Annotated in this window: 14 protein-coding genes; 3 read left to right on the forward strand and 11 right to left on the reverse strand. The window is 67.6% G+C overall.

Translation table 11 applies throughout. The features are described from left to right. Positions 1-31: 31 nt before the first annotated feature. The 7 genes from AC1DS0_RS04965 to AC1DS0_RS04995 all read right to left on the reverse strand — a co-directional run bounded on the left by AC1DS0_RS04965 (position 32) and on the right by AC1DS0_RS04995 (position 7,468). Positions 32-1,261: an acyl-CoA dehydrogenase family protein gene (locus tag AC1DS0_RS04965; RefSeq protein WP_476813274.1), complete on the reverse strand. Its 1,230-nt coding sequence runs from the start codon at positions 1,259-1,261 to the stop codon at positions 32-34. Between the two features lie 25 nt (positions 1,262-1,286). Then, positions 1,287-3,137 carry a CopD family protein gene (locus tag AC1DS0_RS04970; protein ID WP_476813275.1) on the reverse strand — a complete coding sequence of 617 codons (1,851 nt, stop codon included), beginning with the start codon at positions 3,135-3,137 and terminating at the stop codon, positions 1,287-1,289. A 1-nt stretch (position 3,138) separates the two neighbouring features. Continuing rightward, a complete protein-coding gene (copC, locus tag AC1DS0_RS04975; protein WP_476813276.1) occupies positions 3,139-3,543 on the reverse strand; it encodes a copper homeostasis periplasmic binding protein CopC in 405 nt (134 codons plus the stop codon). After that, positions 3,537-4,535, reverse strand: a complete 999-nt coding sequence (locus AC1DS0_RS04980; protein WP_476813277.1) for an ABC transporter permease — start codon at positions 4,533-4,535, stop codon at positions 3,537-3,539. Before AC1DS0_RS04980 ends, copC begins: the two co-directional genes overlap by 7 nt. A 77-nt stretch (positions 4,536-4,612) precedes the next feature. Next, the gene (locus AC1DS0_RS04985) at positions 4,613-5,635 is read right to left on the reverse strand and encodes an ABC transporter substrate-binding protein (protein WP_476813278.1); all 1,023 of its coding nucleotides are present in this window, start codon (positions 5,633-5,635) and stop codon (positions 4,613-4,615) included. Between the two features lie 46 nt (positions 5,636-5,681). After that, the gene (locus AC1DS0_RS04990; RefSeq protein WP_476813279.1) at positions 5,682-6,476 is read right to left on the reverse strand and encodes an ABC transporter ATP-binding protein; all 795 of its coding nucleotides are present in this window, start codon (positions 6,474-6,476) and stop codon (positions 5,682-5,684) included. Next, complete coding sequence (locus AC1DS0_RS04995) at positions 6,470-7,468, reverse strand: ABC transporter permease (RefSeq protein WP_476813280.1); 999 nt, start codon at positions 7,466-7,468, stop codon at positions 6,470-6,472. Before AC1DS0_RS04995 ends, AC1DS0_RS04990 begins: the two co-directional genes overlap by 7 nt. A 329-nt stretch (positions 7,469-7,797) precedes the next feature. Between AC1DS0_RS04995 and AC1DS0_RS05000 the strand changes: the two genes are divergently transcribed. Further along, complete coding sequence (locus AC1DS0_RS05000; protein ID WP_476813281.1) at positions 7,798-9,036, forward strand: acyl-CoA dehydrogenase family protein; 1,239 nt, start codon at positions 7,798-7,800, stop codon at positions 9,034-9,036. 49 nt (positions 9,037-9,085) lie between these two features. Here AC1DS0_RS05000 and AC1DS0_RS05005 read toward each other — a convergent pair whose 3' ends face one another. Next, entirely contained in the window at positions 9,086-10,516 is a 1,431-nt protein-coding gene (locus AC1DS0_RS05005) for an NAD(P)-binding domain-containing protein (RefSeq protein ID WP_476813282.1), read from the reverse strand. A gap of 112 nt (positions 10,517-10,628) precedes the next feature. On the opposite strand from AC1DS0_RS05005, the gene AC1DS0_RS05010 reads away from it, so the two are divergent. Then, positions 10,629-10,976, forward strand: coding sequence for a DUF3088 domain-containing protein (locus AC1DS0_RS05010; protein ID WP_476813283.1), 348 nt, complete (start codon positions 10,629-10,631; stop codon positions 10,974-10,976). 41 nt (positions 10,977-11,017) lie between these two features. Here AC1DS0_RS05010 and AC1DS0_RS05015 read toward each other — a convergent pair whose 3' ends face one another. After that, entirely contained in the window at positions 11,018-12,256 is a 1,239-nt protein-coding gene (locus tag AC1DS0_RS05015) for an acyl-CoA dehydrogenase family protein (RefSeq protein WP_476813284.1), read from the reverse strand. Next, a complete protein-coding gene (locus AC1DS0_RS05020; RefSeq protein WP_476813285.1) occupies positions 12,253-13,842 on the reverse strand; it encodes an ABC transporter substrate-binding protein in 1,590 nt (529 codons plus the stop codon). Before AC1DS0_RS05020 ends, AC1DS0_RS05015 begins: the two co-directional genes overlap by 4 nt. 218 nt (positions 13,843-14,060) lie before the next feature. Here AC1DS0_RS05020 and AC1DS0_RS05025 point away from each other — a divergent pair, with 218 nt between their 5' ends. Next, positions 14,061-15,248 (forward strand): LLM class flavin-dependent oxidoreductase, encoded by a 1,188-nt coding sequence (locus AC1DS0_RS05025; protein ID WP_476813286.1) that lies wholly within the window; start codon positions 14,061-14,063, stop codon positions 15,246-15,248. A 205-nt stretch (positions 15,249-15,453) separates the two neighbouring features. Here AC1DS0_RS05025 and AC1DS0_RS05030 read toward each other — a convergent pair whose 3' ends face one another. Further along, on the reverse strand, positions 15,454-16,500 hold the full coding sequence (locus tag AC1DS0_RS05030; RefSeq protein WP_476813550.1) for an aldo/keto reductase: 1,047 nt from the start codon (positions 16,498-16,500) through the stop codon (positions 15,454-15,456). Positions 16,501-16,519 lie beyond the last annotated feature (19 nt).

Below are 16,519 nucleotides of genomic sequence, written 5' to 3' on the forward strand. Positions count from 1 at the left end.
GTGGCAGGCCGCGCCGGAATTGGGCTGGGCTCTAGAAGAAGCCGGTCTTGGGCAGCGCGGTGCCCCTGACGGCATGCGCGCCGACCGCTCGCGCCTTGTAGGAAGCCGGGTTGTGCGCCGCGAGCGTGCGGGCATTGCGCCAGTGCCGGTCGAGATTGCTCTCGCGCTTGGCTGCCGAGGCGCCGCCGACATCGAAGAGCTGCGAGCCGGCGCGGATCGCGAGCTCGTCGACGATGATCTTGGCTTTGGCGGCGGCGAGCGCGGCCTCATGGGCGAGAGCCTCGTCGATGGCCCCGTCCTTGGCTGAGGTTGTCGCCCGGTCGAGCGCCTCGGCCGCGGCGAGCACGGTCGCTTCGGCGGCGAAGGCGGCAGCCTCGACCTGTCCCACGACCTGCTGAAGCAGGGGATCGTCGGCCGGTGTCGGCACGGGCGCATGGGCGAAGGAACGGCCGCGGCGATGGAGCAGGGCGATGGCGTCCTGCGCGACGGCCTTGATGATGCCGGCGACGACTGCTGTCACGAAGATGTGCGGCAAGGTCGTGTGGTAGGGGCGGGCATAGCTGCCGCCGGCCTCGTCCCAGACGATCTCGTCGGCCTCGACCCGGGCGTTTTCGAACCGTGTCGTGCCGGTTCCGGTGAGACGTTGGCCGACGCCATCCCAATCGTCCAGGCGGGTGATGCCGTCGCGATCGACCGGCAGAATGGCGGAGGCCAACCGTCCGGCCTCGTCCTGCGCACGAACAACAACATAGTCGGCGTAGAGCGTGCCGGTGCTGTAGTATTTCTCGCCGCTCAGCCGATAGCCGGCGCCGTCGGCCGTCAGCAGCGTTTCGAGCGGGCTGCCGCCGACCGGCAAGGCGGTCAGCTCGCCGGCGGCCAGGCCGAAGATCTTGCCGGCGACGACCTCGGCCAGCCAGCGGCCGTTCTGCGGATCGAGCGTCGGCTGGGCGAAGCGCTCGACGAAGCTGAAATGGTTGCGCAGCGCGTGCGCGACATTGGGATCGGCGGCGCCGAGCGCGATGATCGCCTCGATCAGGTCGTGGAGTGAGGCGCCGGCCCCGCCATGGTCGAGCGGCACCCGCAGGGCGCCGAAGCGGGCGGCGCGGATCAGGTCGATCTCGGCGTAAGGATGCGTGCGGGTGCGGTCGCGCTCGGAGGAGCCTTCGCCGATCCGGGCGATCAGCTCGGCCAGTTCAGGCGAGCGCGGTCCGACGGGCGCGGCTGCTGCCGCGAAGCTGTCCTTGGGCGCAGCGATGTTCATGGCGGCGTGCTCCTTGCTGGGATGATCAATGGCGATGGGTGCCGATGCCGCCGGCTTCGAAAGGCTCGGCGACGATGCGAGTGAGCTCATCCCGCCAGCTGGGGGATGACGCGGCCTCGGGATCGATTGGCAGGATGCGGCTGCGCAGCCAGCCATTGGCGTCGACGAGCAGGCGGACCCCGCCAAGTTTCGCCTCGTCGAGGCCGGCCATCAGGGCGAACGCCGCGAGCGCGTCCGGCGAGCTCGACAGGCAGTCGAAGCCGTCAGGCAGGCGCTCGCCATTGCGGGACAGCAGCAGGACGCGTGTGAGCTTGATGCCGTCCGGAGCAGGCTCCGGACGGGTCCGAAGCTCGTCGGCTATGGCGATCTCGATCGGGCCGGAGCGGCCGAGGATGTCGCGCATCGTGCTGCTGCCATCGCGGCAGAGGATCGGGAAATCGGGCGTCAGGACCGGATGACGCCAAACCCCACTCCGCTTTGCGGAGGTGCCGGCGACCCGCGCACGGAAATAGTCGATCAGCTGCCAGCGCTCGCGCGGCCCGAGGCCCGCGATCGTGCCATGCGGGAAGGGGCTGTGGCCGATCCTGTCAAAGGTCTCCGTCAGCCAGCCATAGAGATCGCCGTCGGGGCGCTGCCAAAGCCCATAGGGCGTCGGGTCGGAGGGGTCGTCGCGCGGGCGGAAGCAGTCGGGCGTGCAGTAGCGCTTCAGGAGTTCTTCGCCGCGCAGGATCGAAGCGGCGGTGAAGCCGGTTTCGGAGCGCTGGAAACTCGTCGGCCAAGCGGGCTTGGCCAGCAAGGGCAGGTTGGGGAAGGGCAGCAGCGCGATGGCGATAGCCGCCGCGAGCGCGCCGACGAGGCGCGTCCGGCGCCAGAACAACGCCAGCAGGCCCGCGGCGCCGACTGCGACGAGCGCTGCCGTACGCCAGAGTTCCTTGGCGAAATAGGCTTCGTCGATCCGCGACAGGTCAGGCTGGAACGGGAAGGGCCAGGCCGGCTGCTCATGGGCTCCCGGCGGCTGGTTGGCGAGCCAGGCCGCCATCGCGATCGCGCTGATGCCGAGCGCAAGCTCGATCGCGATGCTGATCAGCAGTGGGCGACGCGCGCCGGCCGCCAGCCTGGGCGTCAGCACGAAGCGGTTCAGGGCGGCGAGTGCCAGCAGCGCCGCGAATACAGCCGCCTTGCCGAGCAGGAGCAGGCCATAGGGCGTGCCGAACAGGCCGCCGAGATCGCCGACCAGCGGCAGGGATTGCAGGAGCCCGGTCACTGCGATGGTGCCGACGGCGACGAGGCCGAGCCAGGAAAAGCGCCGAACCGTGGTTGCCGCCGAGGCAACCGGCAATCGCGCGGCGGCAAGGAGCAGCGCCGGCAGGGCGCCGAGCCAGAGCCCGGCGGCGGCGGTATGCAGCGCGATCTGGACTGGAAGGGTCGGCGTCGACGCCGCGGCGGCATGGCCGAGCCAGGGTTGCAAGGTCACGGCGACTGCCGCCAGCAAGATGGCGAAGCCGGTACGCCAGGGTGAGCGCAGGTCGCCCGCGGCTTCGAGGATGAGCGCCAGCAATCCGAAGCGGATCAGCAGCGCATGGCCGAAAAGGGTCTCGACAGCGATGAGCCGGGTCGCGGCGAAGAGGCTGAGCTCGGTGCCGGTTGCGCGCTGCGCCTGCAGGGGCAGCCAGACGAGGGAGGCGACCAGCGCGACGATGATCGCGTGACGCAACAGGCGCTGCAGGGCCGGGCGGACCAATTCTAACGGATGCTCATTGCCGGAGGAGCGCGGAACGAGAAGCGCGATCGCGAGCGTCCCGAACGCCGTGAGCGCTGCCATCAGCTCGATGCCGCGCGCCAGGCGCAGCAGGAGGTCGAGGGCGGCGCCGGCCAAGTCAGGGCCTCACGGTGAAGGCGAAGCTGCCATTGGTGCGGTGAGTGTCGACCGAGGCCGCGACCCAGTCGACGGTGTAGCGCCCGGGCGCCAGCTCGCTCAGCGTGACGAGGAGCTTCTTGCCGCTGCTGTCGGCGAAACGGGCCGCGCCGCTGTCGACGCGGCGGCCGGCGGCGTCCTTCACGGTGATGCTGGAGAGCTTCTCCTCCAGCTTCTCGGTGAAGCTGATCGAAATCTCGCGCGGCGCGGTGCGCACTGTGCTGTCCACGGCCGGGCTGGCGCTGACGAGATGGGCATGGGCGAGCGCGGGCGTCGAGCCGACGATCGCCAGCAGCGCCAGCGTGATCACGGCCTCGCGCCGCGTGGGGGAAGCGGTGGCTTCTCCGCTCGGGAATTCGATCACCATTGCACGACGCCTTTCTGCCAGACGAGAAGCCGGTCACGGATACGGAAGAGGAGGGTGGTGAGGCCGGAGAAGAGCACGGCCATAACCAGCAACCCGGCATAGAGATGGCCATAGGCGGTCCAGCCGCGGGCCCAGTCGATGTAGTAGCCGAGCCCGGCCTTGACCCCGATCATCTCGGCGACAACCAGCACGGCGATGCCGTGGCCGAGCCCCATGAACAGGCCGACGAAGAGATGCGGCAGCGAGGCCGGGATCGCGACGCGCAGCAGGAGGAAGCGCTGATTGGCGCCGAGCGTGCGGGCGACGTCGTAATAGGCCTTGTCGACGGCAGCGACGCCCGACCACGTCAGGATCGTCACTGGGAACCAGGTCGCGAGCGCGACGAGGAAGACGCCGGCGCTGAAGCTCGACGGGAACAGGAACAGCACCAGCGGGATCAGCGCCGTGGTCGGGATCGGGCCGATGAAGCGCAGGATCGGGCTCGTCCAGTAGCCGACGCGCCGCGTCCAGCCGGTGGCGAGCCCGGTCAGGAAGCCGGCGATCGCGCCGAAGGCGATGCCTAGCGACAGCAGCACCAGCGAGGCCCGGATACCTTCGAGCAGGCGCGGGTAGTCGCTGGCATAGGCCTCGAGCAGGCCCTGCGCCGGCGGGAAATAGGGCAGCGGCCAATAGCCGGTCTTGGCCGAGGCGATCTGCCAGATCGAGAGCAGCCCCGGCAGGGCGATCAGCCAGGGGCCGTTCTTCCTGAGCCAGCGATCGACGCCGCGCAGGCGGGCGCCGAGGCCGTAAGCGAGCAGCAGGGCCGCGCCGATCAGCCATTGCCCGGCCGCAAGATGCGTGGTCAGGGCGAAGTCGCGGATGTTCGGCCAGAGCAAGGTGATCGCGCCGGCGGCGCTCCAGGCCAGCGTGGCGAAGACGAGGTTGAGGTCGCGCTGGCTGATATCGGCCGGCACGATCGCGACGGTTCTGTCCGTGATCGCGTGATCAGTCACGGTGTCGGCATCCTGATGACGGGGAGGGTTGGCGGATGCCGGTCGGCATCCGCCCAAGGGGATGTCAGTCGAGGACGTCAGCCGAGGACGTCGACGGTGATGCGTTCGGCCAGCGCCTTGGGATCGGTGCGCGGGCGGATGACGCCGACCGAGCGCAGGTCTTCGGCATAGAGTGCGACTTCGTCCCGCAGGCGCTTGCCCGAGCCGAAATGGTGCTCATGGGTATGGCTGCGGATGATCTCGCCGAGGATCGGCTTGGCGATCGGGCTGTAGGCAGTGAATATCTGCGCGGCCTCGTCCGGGTTGTTCTTGACCCAGTCGGCGGCCTCGAGCAGGGCGCGCGTCAGCGCAGCGCTCGCCGGCTTGTTGTTCTCGGCGAAATCCTTGCGCACGGCGATGCCGCAGCAGGACAGGTCCTTGTACGGGTCGGTGGTGAGCAGGCCGCCGATCTCGTGCAGCTTGCCCTCGTTGTTCTTGAGCACGAGGAAGATGCCGGGGTCGGCGTCGACGGCCGCCTGAATCTCGCCCTTCTTGATGGCTTCGCCGAGCAGGTCGACCGGGTAGACGCGCCAGTCGACCTCGTTGGCTGGGTTGATGCCGGCCTTGAACAGCTGGACGGCGAGGAAGTTCTTGCCGGCGCTCGCCATGTCGACGACGCCGATCGACTTGCCTTTCAGTGACTTGTAGTCGACCTCCTGCGAGCCCACGCCCGAGATCACCCGGATGCAGCCGCCATGCAGCGCGCCGGTGAAGCGGATGTTGATGCCCTGCTCCAGTGGCTTCAGGAAGCGCAGGATGAAGTTGACGGTGGCGTCGATCTTGCCGGAAGCGACGGCTTCCAGGCTGCCGTCGAAGTTCGAGCCGAACTTGACGATCTCGACGTCGAGCCCGTGCTTGGTGAAGAAGCCTTTTTCGGCGGCGGCCGGCACCGAGATCAGGCAGATACCGGTGCCGCTCCAGCCGAGCTTGAGCTTATGCGGCGCGCCTTGCGCCAGCGACGGCGCCGAGCCGAAGCCGGCGGCGATTGGTGCGCCGAGCGCGAGCGCGGAACCGCCGGCGAGGACGGTGCGGCGAGAGAGAAGCGAGCTGTTGTCGGACATGGCGAAATCTCCTTGGACGAAGGGGTGAATGGACGGAGGGAGGCGGCTACCAGCTGGCGTCGAGGCCGAGCAGGCCGAGGCTTTCGCGGCGCAATTCGGCGAGGCGCGGATCGCCGCGGTGGCGCGGATAGGGCAGGTCGACCGAGAAATCGGCCTTCACGCTCGCGGGGCGGTCGCTGAAGATCACGACGCGGGTCGCCAGGAACAGCGCCTCCTCGACATCATGGGTGACGAGGATTGCGGTGAAGCCCTTGCGCTGCCAGAGCGAGACGAGCTCGGCCTGCATGGTCAGCCGCGTCAGCGAGTCGAGCTTGCCGAGAGGCTCGTCGAGGATGAGGATCGAGGGGTCGTTGACCAGCGCCCGCGCCAGAGCGACGCGCTGGGCCATGCCGCCCGAGAGCTGGTGCGGATAGGCGTTGGCGAACTTGCTGAGGCCGACCAGTGCCAGCGTCTCGTCGACGCGTGGCCACTGGTCCTTCAGCGTGCCCTGGGCGCGCGGGCCGAGGGCGACATTGTCGCGGACGGTCAGCCAGGGAAACAGCGTCGGATCCTGGAAGACGACGACGCGCGAGGGATGCGGGCCAGTGATCGGCTTGCCGTCCTCGCGAAGAGTTCCGTTGCGCGGCGGCTCCAGCCCGGCGACGAGGCGCAGCAGGGTCGACTTGCCGCAACCGGATGGGCCGAGCAGGGCAATGAATTCGCCCGGCTTCACGTCGAGGCTGACATGGTCGAGCACGGGCAGGACCGAGCCGTCGAGATCGAAGGCGTGGCTGACCTTGTCGACGGCGAGCGAGGCGCCGGCGATCGGCCGGGCCGCGGGCTGCAAGGCGAGCGCTACCATTGGACGAGACCCTTCTGCCAGGAGAGGACACGGTCGCGCAGGCGGAACAGCAGGGTGATCGAGCCCGAGCAGAGCAGGGCCAGTACGACCAGCGCGGCATAGACATTGGCGTAGGAGGCCCAGCCCTGGGCCCATTGCATGTAGAAGCCGATGCCGGCCTTCACGCCGACCAGCTCAGCCACCATCAGCACCGAGAAGGCCGAGCCCAGCGCCATGAACAGGCCGACGAAGACATGCGGCAGCGCGGCGGGAACGGCGACGCGCAGGATCAGGAAGCCGGGCCTGGCGCCGAGCGTGCGGGCGACGTCGTAATAGCGGCTGTTGACGCTGGCGATGCCCGACCAGGTCAGCACCGTCACCGGAAAGCCGGTCGCCAGCGCGATCAGGAAGATGCTGGCGCTCCAGCTCGACGGGAAGGCGAAGAAGGCGATCGGCAGCCAGGCGGTGGCGGGCAGCGGCCCGATGAAGCGCAGCACCGGATGCACCCAGTAACCGGCCTGCCGCGACCAGCCGATCGCAACACCGGTCAGGAAGCCGAGAATCGCGCCGACGACAAAGCCGGTGACCAGCAGCTTCATCGAGGCGAAGACGCTGGCGCCCAGCGTCGCATAATCCTCGGTATAGACCTCGAGCAGTGCCTGCGGCGGCGGGAAGAAGGGCAAGGGCAGCCAGCCGAACTTGGCCGAGGCGAGCTGCCAGAGCGTCAGCGCGATGCCCGACGCCGTCGCCCATGGCCCTGCCTCGCGAATCCAGTCGCCGGCCCGCGGCAGCCAGCGGCCGGCAATGGTCAGGCTGATGAAGCCGGCGGCGAAGATCGCTGCGCCGAGCGCGAAGCGACGCGTCTCGAGCCAGTCGCTGACATCGGGCCAGGCGACAGCGCTGATGGCGACCGCAGCCCAGGCGAGCCCGGCGCCGAGGCCGGACCAGGCGAGCGGACGCGGCTGTTGCCGTTCGCGCAGGAGATGGAGGGATGTATCGGCTAGAGTCGTCATGAGCCTCTGTCGCGCTGCTGGCGGAACCGCAGGCCTGCCGATCCGCAGGCCGAATATCGTTAGGCTAGCAGTGAGGCGATATTAGTCTATAAAATAGATAATCTAATTTTTCGCCAAGCTTGGGACAGGATTTCGTCGACGCTGCCTCATGCCATCAATAATTTCCGTTTGATCGAACGGCAGGCATGCGAAGCGCGGTATCACGATGCCAAGATCGGCATTGCTCATTTTAAACCCTAAATTAGTAGACTATTGACATGACGATGCGCGCCATGCGCTCTGGGGCGGGGACGGCTGCGGTCGTCCATTTGCCAGATGGAGCTGCCGATATGACGCGAGCGGGAAGCGCTGCCCTGAAGCGCGACGAGAAGCTGGCCGGGCCGGGGCGGGAAGAGTTGCTGTCGCGCTTGCCGGAGCTGGCGCGACGTCTCGCCATCGGAGCCTCCGAGCGCGAGCAGCGGCGCGAGCTGCCTCATGAGAGCTTCCGCCTGTTCCGCGAATCCGGCCTCGGCGCCTTGCGGGTGCCGACCCGTCTCGGCGGCCCCGGCGGCAGCCTGCGCGATCTGTTCGAGGTCATCGTCACGCTCGCCGCGGCCGATCCGAACGTGGCGCATGCACTGCGCTCGCATTTCAACTTCACCGAGACCCATGTCCTGGGAGAGGACACGCCGCGCTCGCGCGAGCTGCTCGGCCTCGTGCTGGATGGAGCGCTGTTTGCCGGCGCCTCGACCGAGCTCGGCACCGCCAAGCCGGGGCAGGTGACGACTCGGCTCCTTCGCGACGGCGACGACTTTCGGCTTGTCGGGCGCAAGTTCTACGCGACCGGCACGGCCTTCGCCGACTACGCGGTCTTCAGCGCCCAGGACGAGGAGGAGAGGCCAGTCGGCGTGCTGGTGCCGACGAGCCGGGCCGGCATCACCATCCATGACGACTGGGACGGGATGGGGCAGCGCCTGACCGCCAGCGGCAGCGTCACGCTCGACAACGTCTTGGTGCATCCAAGCGAGGTCACCTATCGCCAGCTCGGTCTGGCGATCGGGCGGCATACCTCATCGCTGCGCCAGCTCCATCTGGTCTCCTGCGCCGCCGGCATCGTCCGCAACATCGTGAGCGACGCCGTCGCCTATGCGCAACGCGATGCGCGCGCCGCGCTGCACAGCTCGGCCGAGACCGGGCGCCAGGATCCCTTCGTGCAGCAGGTGGTCGGCGAGCTCTCCGCCGCCTCCTTCGCCATCGATGCCGCCATTACGGCAGCTGCCGCGGCGCTCGACCGCTCGGCCGAGTGCTTTGTGCGCAACGCGCCCGAGCTCGACGAGCTCCTGCTGGCGGGGTCGCTAGCGGTCTCGCGGACGCAGATCGCCGTCTATCCGCAAGCGTTGAAAGCGGCGGAAGCGCTGTTCGAGACGGGCGGCGGCTCGACCACGGCGAGCCGCTATAATTTCGACCGGCACTGGCGCAACATCCGCACGCTATCGACGCACAATCCGCTGCGACAGAAGGCGCGCGCCATCGGCGACTATTTCATCAACGACGAGACGACCTTTCTCAAGGCCGGACGGGTGTTCTGATCGGGTGCGCCGGGCTCTCCGAAGAAAGCCCGGCGCCTGATCCGTCGTTCTATTCGGCAGCTTGCCGCGCGCCACTCCAGACGGCCGAACGCCAGGCCTCCTCGCCGAATTCCGGTGCGATACCGGAAGCAAAGCGCGTCTGGTGATGCTCGATATCGGCGAAGAACAGGTCGCGGCTGATCGCCGAGACCACTGCCGGCACGTCGCGGCGGATCGAGGGCACGTCGCCGATCGGCAGGCCGAAACTGACGAAGCCACCGGGATTGTAGACGTGGATGTTCCGGAGCTGCGGCGCCGCGCCCGGTGTCTTCTCCAGCAGCTCATGCGCAAAGCCGAGATAGGGATGGGCGCCGAGATCATCGTCCCGTTCGGCCTCCGGCGGGGCATAGTGGTTGCGCCAGAGCAGGACGTCGCCGACGATGTCGGCGAGTTCGGGCCGGCGGGCAAGATCGACCCGGAATCCGGTACCGGCAATGGCAAAGTCGAAATAGAACTTGCCGGTCTCCAGCTCGACAGCGATGCGGTCGTCCTGCTCGCTGGCGTCCCGCCACTCCGAAGACAGATGGATGTGGAAGTTGGCGAAGCGCACGGCGCGCTCGATCGCGTCCGGTGTCGGCGTCGAGCCGGCGTCGCGGAAGCGGAAGGCCTGGCGCCAGCGGGTCTCGTCCGGCAGGTGGCGGTAGTTGTCATAGGCGCCGGGATAGCCGCGCACGCGCGACACCGGGGTGGCGGCGATATGGTCGCGCCGGGCGAAGAGATGGACCTCGCGCGCGCCTGCTTCCAGCGCCGCGCCGGCAGCGTCGAAGGCCGAAGCAGCGGCACCGAGCACCGCGACGGACTTGCCGCGCAGCGCGGCGAGGTCGATGACCTCCGATGTATGGGCGCGCAGATGCGCCGGCAGGGCTTCCAGTACCGGCGGCAGATAGGGATAGCCGCTGCCCGCGACGCCGTTGCCGAGGATGACCTTGCGGGTCGTCTCGACCCGCTGCACGCCGTCGATATCGAGGTGAAGGCGCAGATGATCGGCGGCGGGCTCGATGCGCAGCAATCGCGTCCGATAGCGGATCTGCAGGCCCAGCGTCGTGCGGAACCAGGAGAGATAGTCGGCCCAGTCGAGACGCGGGATGCGGACGAGATCGGCATAGGCCTGCTTGCCGTGGCGGGCCTCGTACCAGGCCTGGAAGCTCAGGCCCTGCACGCCGAGCTCGGGCCCCGGCAGGTTCTTCGGCGTCCGCAGCAGGTTCATGCGTGCCCGCGTCAGCCAGACGCCGGAGCTGGCCTCGTCGACGGCGGCATCGATGACGCTGATCCGGCGGATGCCGGCACGCTGCAGGGCGAAGGCGAAGGTCGCGCCGGTATGGCCGCCGCCGACGATGACGACGTCATGGTCGATGCCGTCTTGCACCGGGACCCAGTTGTCGGGGAAGGGACCGAGCAGGCGCAGTGCTTCGCTGGCGGATGCGGAGGGAAGATCGGTCATCGCAGGGTCCTGTCGACTGTGGAAAATATTGTCTATTAATTTAATGTACTATATCGTCGCGCGGTGAGGCGCGCCAGCTTTTCGTCAAGGCGCCTGCGGATGGAGACCAAGCATGAGCCGAGACCGAATCTTCCTGCTTCAGCCGGGCTTCGAGGACCAGAAGCAGCCCGGGAAGCGCTTCTTCTGCCCCTACAGCAACCAGGTCGAAGGCGTGCTCGCGAGTCATCCCGAACTCGCCGCCCGGATCGAGGTTGCGCGCCTGCCGTTTCCGCGGCCGCGCCAGCCGGTGATCGACCTCGTCGGCGAGGACAACCAGTCGCTGCCGCTGCTCGTCCTGGGCGACGAGGCGCCGGCGCCGGCTGATGCCGGAACGAGCGCCTCCGGCCTGCGCTTCCTCAACGACACGCGCCGCATCCTCGAGGTGCTGGCCGAGCGGCACGGGATTCCGCAGCCACACTGAACTCTGGCGATCCGGGCGCCCTTCGAGCGCCCGGCTCCCCGCTACTGGAACGCCGCCGGCTCCGGGAACATCCCGGTCAGGAAGAAGCGGCCGATATTGCGGGTCTTGTATTCGGCTGGATTATGCAAGGTGTGGGTGCGGACATTGCGCCAGAACCTGTCGAAGCCGAGCGCCTGGGTCGCGGAACGCGCGCCCATCACCTCGAAGACCTTGCTCGTCACCTCGAGCGCAACCTCGCCGGCCAGGACATTGGCGGCGGCGATGGTGATCGCGGTTTCGCCGCGCTCGGCTTCGCTGAGGAGGAAGCCGCGCGCCCAGGCCGCATCGAGCGCTGCCGCGGCTTCGTCTGCCAGAAGGGTCGCGGCTCTCAGCCGGATCAGCAATTCGCCATAGACGCGCTGCACCCATGGATCGTCGACATGGCTCTCGACGCCGGAGTGGACCCAGGGCCGCGACTTTTCGGTGGTGTAGTCGCGGCCGGCGAGCAGGGCGCCTTGGGCGCTGCCGATGAAGACGTTGAGCAGCACGCTCTGCTGCAATTGCGGGCCGAGCGTGCGCAGGGGCCGGCCGGTATAGGGCCGATAGTCGAGGATCTCGCTGCGATTGACGCGCACGTCGCGATAGCTGACGCGGCCGGAGCCGGTCTGGCGCTGGCCGAAGCCGTCCCAGTCGTCCTCTACCGTCAGGCCGATGCGGTTGGCCGGGATCGCGGCAAAGATGCGCTCCTTCGTGGCCTCGTCCTCCCAGGAGATGCTGAGATGGTCGGCGATGTGGGAGCCGGAGGTGAAGGGCTTGAAGCCATTGACGATGGTGACGTCGCCCTCGCGCCGGCCGAACAGCGTCTTTGAGAAGCTGTTGCCGTTGTTGCCCCAGAACCAATTACCTTCCGCCGAGCGCCGGTAGATCTCGGCCGCCTGCTCGGGCGAACCGCGCAGATAGGCGGCGTGGACCGAGAGGAAGTGGTAGCCGTAGAGATGGCCGATCGAGCCGTCCGCCTTGGCGAGCTCGCGGGTCGCCTTGAGCGCGGTCGACCAGCGCTCGCCCTGGCCGCCATGCTCGGAGGGGATGAGCAGGGTCAGCAGACCGCTGCGCTTCAACGCCGCGAGCTGGGACAGAGGGCGCCCGCCGGCCTTGTCGTTGGCGGCTGCATCGGCCGCGAAGATCGCCGACAGTTCGGCCGCCTTGGCGAGATGGTGGTTGCTCGCCTCAACTGCGAAGGGCTGCGGCGGCGAAGGCACGACCTCCAGCTCCGGCGGGGATTTCGTCGCGAGCGCGGTCATTGCTCGATCCAGACATCGGCGAGGTTGCCGTTGAGCCCGTCGGCGCCGACCGTGTGATCCTTCACCTTGCGGTTGTAGATCGTCAGGTTGGCGAGGGTCTGCAGCGTGATCGAGGGCACTTCCTCGGCGACGATCTGCTGGAAACGGGCGAATTGCTGCTTGCGCTTGGCCGGATCGAGCTCGATCGTCGCGGCCTCGAGCAGGGCGTCGATCTCCGGGTTGTTGATGCCGGAGCCGTTCGAGAACGGCACGCCCTTCTTGAAGTTCTTCGACCAGTAGAGCCGCTGCACGCCGACCGTCGGATCGAAGGTGTTGCCCATCGAGTTGTTGGTGAAGTCGAAGTCGCGCTCGGTGTAGACCCGGCGGATATAGGTGGCGAAGTCCTGCGAGCGGATGGTGATCTCGATCCCGACCTTCGACAGCGCCTGGCGCAGATAGTCGGCGGTGCGGCGATAGCCGTCGCCATAGGGCAGGAAGTCGTGGTTGAGCCGGAAGCGCACGCCATCGGCGCCGCGCTTGAACCCGGCCTCGTCGAGCAGCTGCTCGGCCTTCTTCGGATCGAAGGCGTAGGCCTTCACCGACGGGTCGTGGAAGCGGGTGAGCCGGGCGCTGATCGGCGTCGCGGTCGGCTCGCCATAGCCGTACCAGACGGTGTTCAGGATGACGCGCTTGTCGATCGCATGGGCGATGGCGCGGCGTACGCGTACGTCCTTGAGGTACTTGTTCTCGAAGTTGAACTCGATGCGCTGCACCGAGGGGCTGTAGGAATAGCCCTTCTCCTCGACGCCGATGCGCGGATCGTTCTTCAGCCGGTCGAGTTCGGACAGCGGCACCGGCGTCTCGCCGCCAAGGTCGACGGACCCGGATTCGAAGGCGACGGCGCGGGCAGCGGCATCCGGGATGAACTTCACCACCAGCCGGTCGATATAGGGCTTGGGCTTGTCCCAGTAGGTCGGGTTGCGCTCGTAGACGACATGGCTGCCGCGCACCCATTCCTTGAAGATGTAGGGGCCGGTGCCGACCGGGGCGTTCGTCTTCGGGTTAGTTGACGGATCCGTGCCTTCGTAGAGGTGCTTGGGCACGATCGGCGATTCCGAGGCCGCAAAAGCGCTGATCAGATAGGGCGCCGGCTTCGACAGTACGATCACCGCCGTCAGCGGATCCGGCGTCTCGACCGTGACGACATTGGCGAAGGTGCCGCGTCCGCGCGGATGATACTGCTTCAGGATCGCGACCGAGGCGGCGACGTCGGCCGAGGTGAAGGGCTTGCCGTCATGCCAGAGCACGCCCTCGCGCAGCTTGAAGGAGTAGCGCAGCCCGTCCTCGCTGATCGCCCACTCCGTCGCGAGCTGCGGCTTCGGCGTCAGGTCGTGGTCATAGGTCAGCAGCCCCTCCAGCACCTTGCCGCTGACCTTGGTCGACGGACCGGCCGTATGAGCGATGGTGGAGAGCGCCGGCGGCTCGGGCTCGACCAGCATGTTCAGCGTGCCGCCGCGCTTGGGCTGCGCCAGGGCGCCGGAGAGTGGCATGGCTGCAGCCAGCAGGGCGGCGACGGCGGTGACTAAGAGGCGCGCGGACATGGCCATACTCTGCGATGCGAGGAGAATGGCCAAGCCTAGGACGAGGCTCATTTTGCAAGCAATATAGTATACTAGAAAAATAGACTAATTTGATGCCGGCATATGGAAAGAAGCGCTTTTCTCGGCGTGATAGCTTCGCGGTGGGGCATTGGTCGCGAGTTCTCGTGCTGCGGCTCGGCGAGCGACCTGCTTGCCTAATCCCTCGCGCCGATCGGAGATTGCTGATGACCGCGCTCGCTGAAGACCGGGCCGGCCCGCCACTGCGCCGGCAGACCGACTATCCCGACAGCCCGCTCTCGCGTGCGCTGAAGCAACCGCTGTTGCTCGGGCTGTTCCTCAACCTGCAGGACATCCGCTTCTCCGACCTGCCGACGAGCTCGACCTGGACCTTCGACTACAATGCCGAGCTGGTGAAGCGGGCCGATGCGCTCGGCTTCGAGATCGCCTTCAGCCGCACGCAATGGCTGCCCAAGGGCGGCTATGACGGCGACGCCTCGCTCGATGCCTTCGTCGCGCTCGGCGCCATGGCGGCGATCACGAAGAACATCCTGCTGATCTCGACGATCCATGTCCTCTACGGGCCGTGGCATCCGCTGCATCTCGGCAAGCTTGGCGCGACGCTCGATCACATCAGCCGGGGGCGCTGGGGCATCAACATCGTCACCGGCCACCGCGCCGTCGAGCACGAGATGTTCGGCCGCCAGCGTATCGAGCACGATAAGCGCTATCTGATGGCGGACGAGCTGTTCGATGTGCTCGACCGGCTGTGGAGCGAGGACCAGAACTACTCCTACGAGGGACGCCTCAATCCCTGGCGCCTGCACGATGCCTGGATCACGCCCAAGCCGCTCTATGGCCGCCCGATCCTGGTCAACGCCACCGGCTCGCCGGCAGGCATCGACTTCGCCGCCAAGCATTCCGATCTGGTCTTCATCACCTCGCCGGGTGGCTCGCATATCGACAGCGCGCTGGCGACGCTGCCGCCGCATATCGTCGCGATCAAGGACCGGGCGCGGGCCTTCGGCCGCGAGGCGAAGACGCTGATCAATCCGATCATCGTCTCGCGCGATACGGAGGCCGAGGCGCAGGCCTATGCACAGGCGATCCATGACAACAAGCCGGTGTTGGCCGGGCCTGCCTTCGCCGCGCACGGTAAGGGCACCAACCAGGGCTATGACAGCGATGCCCATGCCTGGCGAGGCCGGGCCGATGCCGCCCACAAGCAGGGGCTGGGCCTCGGCGGCAATATCGAGATCATCGGCTCGCCCGAGCAAGTGGTCGACAAGATCGCCGCGCTGCACGCTGCTGGCATCGACGGGCTGCAGATCAATTTCTACGACTTCAAGGTCGATTTCGACCATTTCGAGGAACGCATCCTGCCGCTGCTGAAGCAGCGGGGCCTGCGGCTCTGACAGTTTAGTCTGAGCGCGCGGTCTTCCAGAGCGCTCTGCGGTCTTTCCGGGGCAGCCCGTAGGGCTGAGCCCGGAACCTAGAACCGATGTCGCATCCGGATAGGCTGCATCGATCCTAGCGGCTTTACGAAACCTGCATCGGTTCTGGGTTCCGGGCTCGCCGCTTCGCGGCGCCCCGGAATGACGACGAGGTTCCGCGGCCGCCTCAGGCCGCCTTCTGCGCAGCCGCTGCGACCGCCTCGGCAAATGGGTGCGGCACGCGACCTTCCGGTGGGTGGCTCGGATCGTTCCAGCCATGGGTCGAGGCGTGGCCGGGCGGCACGAGGCTGTCGACGAAGGCCTCGTCCTCGGCGGTGAGGCGATAGTTCAGCGCCGGCAGGTAGCTGTCCCATTGCGCCTCGGTCCGCGGCCCGGCAATGGCGGAGGTGACGAGCCGGTTGTGCAGCACCCAGGCGAGAGCGAAGTCGAGCGCCGAGATGCCACGGGCCGCGGCATGGCGCTGGATGCGCTGGGCGATGTCGAGCGATTCTGGACGGTACTCGGTGTTGAGGATGCGCGGATCCTTGCGGCCGGCGCGGCTGTCGGGGGCGGGCTCGGCGCCGGGCTGGTACTTTCCGGTGAGCACGCCGCGGGCGAGCGGGCTGTACGAGATCACGCCGAGCCCGTTGAAGGCCGCGGCCGGCAGCTGCTCGGCTTCGGCGGTGCGGGTGACGATGTTGTAGAGCGGTTGGCTGACGACAGGGCGGTCGATGCCGTACTGGTCGGCGAGATGGGCGACTTCGCTGATACGGAAGCCGCGGAAGTTGGAGACGCCGAAATAACGCAGCTTGCCCTGGCGGACGAGGTCGGCGATGGCGCGCACGGCCTCGCCGAGCGGCTCGTCGAACGGGGCACGGTGGAAGTAGAGGATGTCGATATAGTCGGTGCCGAGCCGCTTCAGGCTGGCCTCGACATTCTCGACGATCCATTTGCGCGAGATGCCGCGCTGGTTCGGGCCGTCGCCGAGCGCGTTGGCGAACTTGGTCGCCAGCACCCAGTGATCGCGTTGCCTGGCGATGCCGCGCCCGGTGATCCGCTCCGACTCGCCCTTGCTGTAGGCGTCGGCGGTGTCGATCGAGTTGATGCCCTGGTCGCGTGCCTTGTCGATAATGCGATGCGAGGTGGCCTCATCGGTCTCACGGCCGAACATCATGGTGCCGAGTGTCAATGGCGAGACGCGCAGGGCCGAGCGCCCGAGATGGCGATAGTCGATGGCAGTCACGTCTGGTGTC

It is taken from the genome of Allobosea sp. P4_H5 (assembly GCF_056400825.1).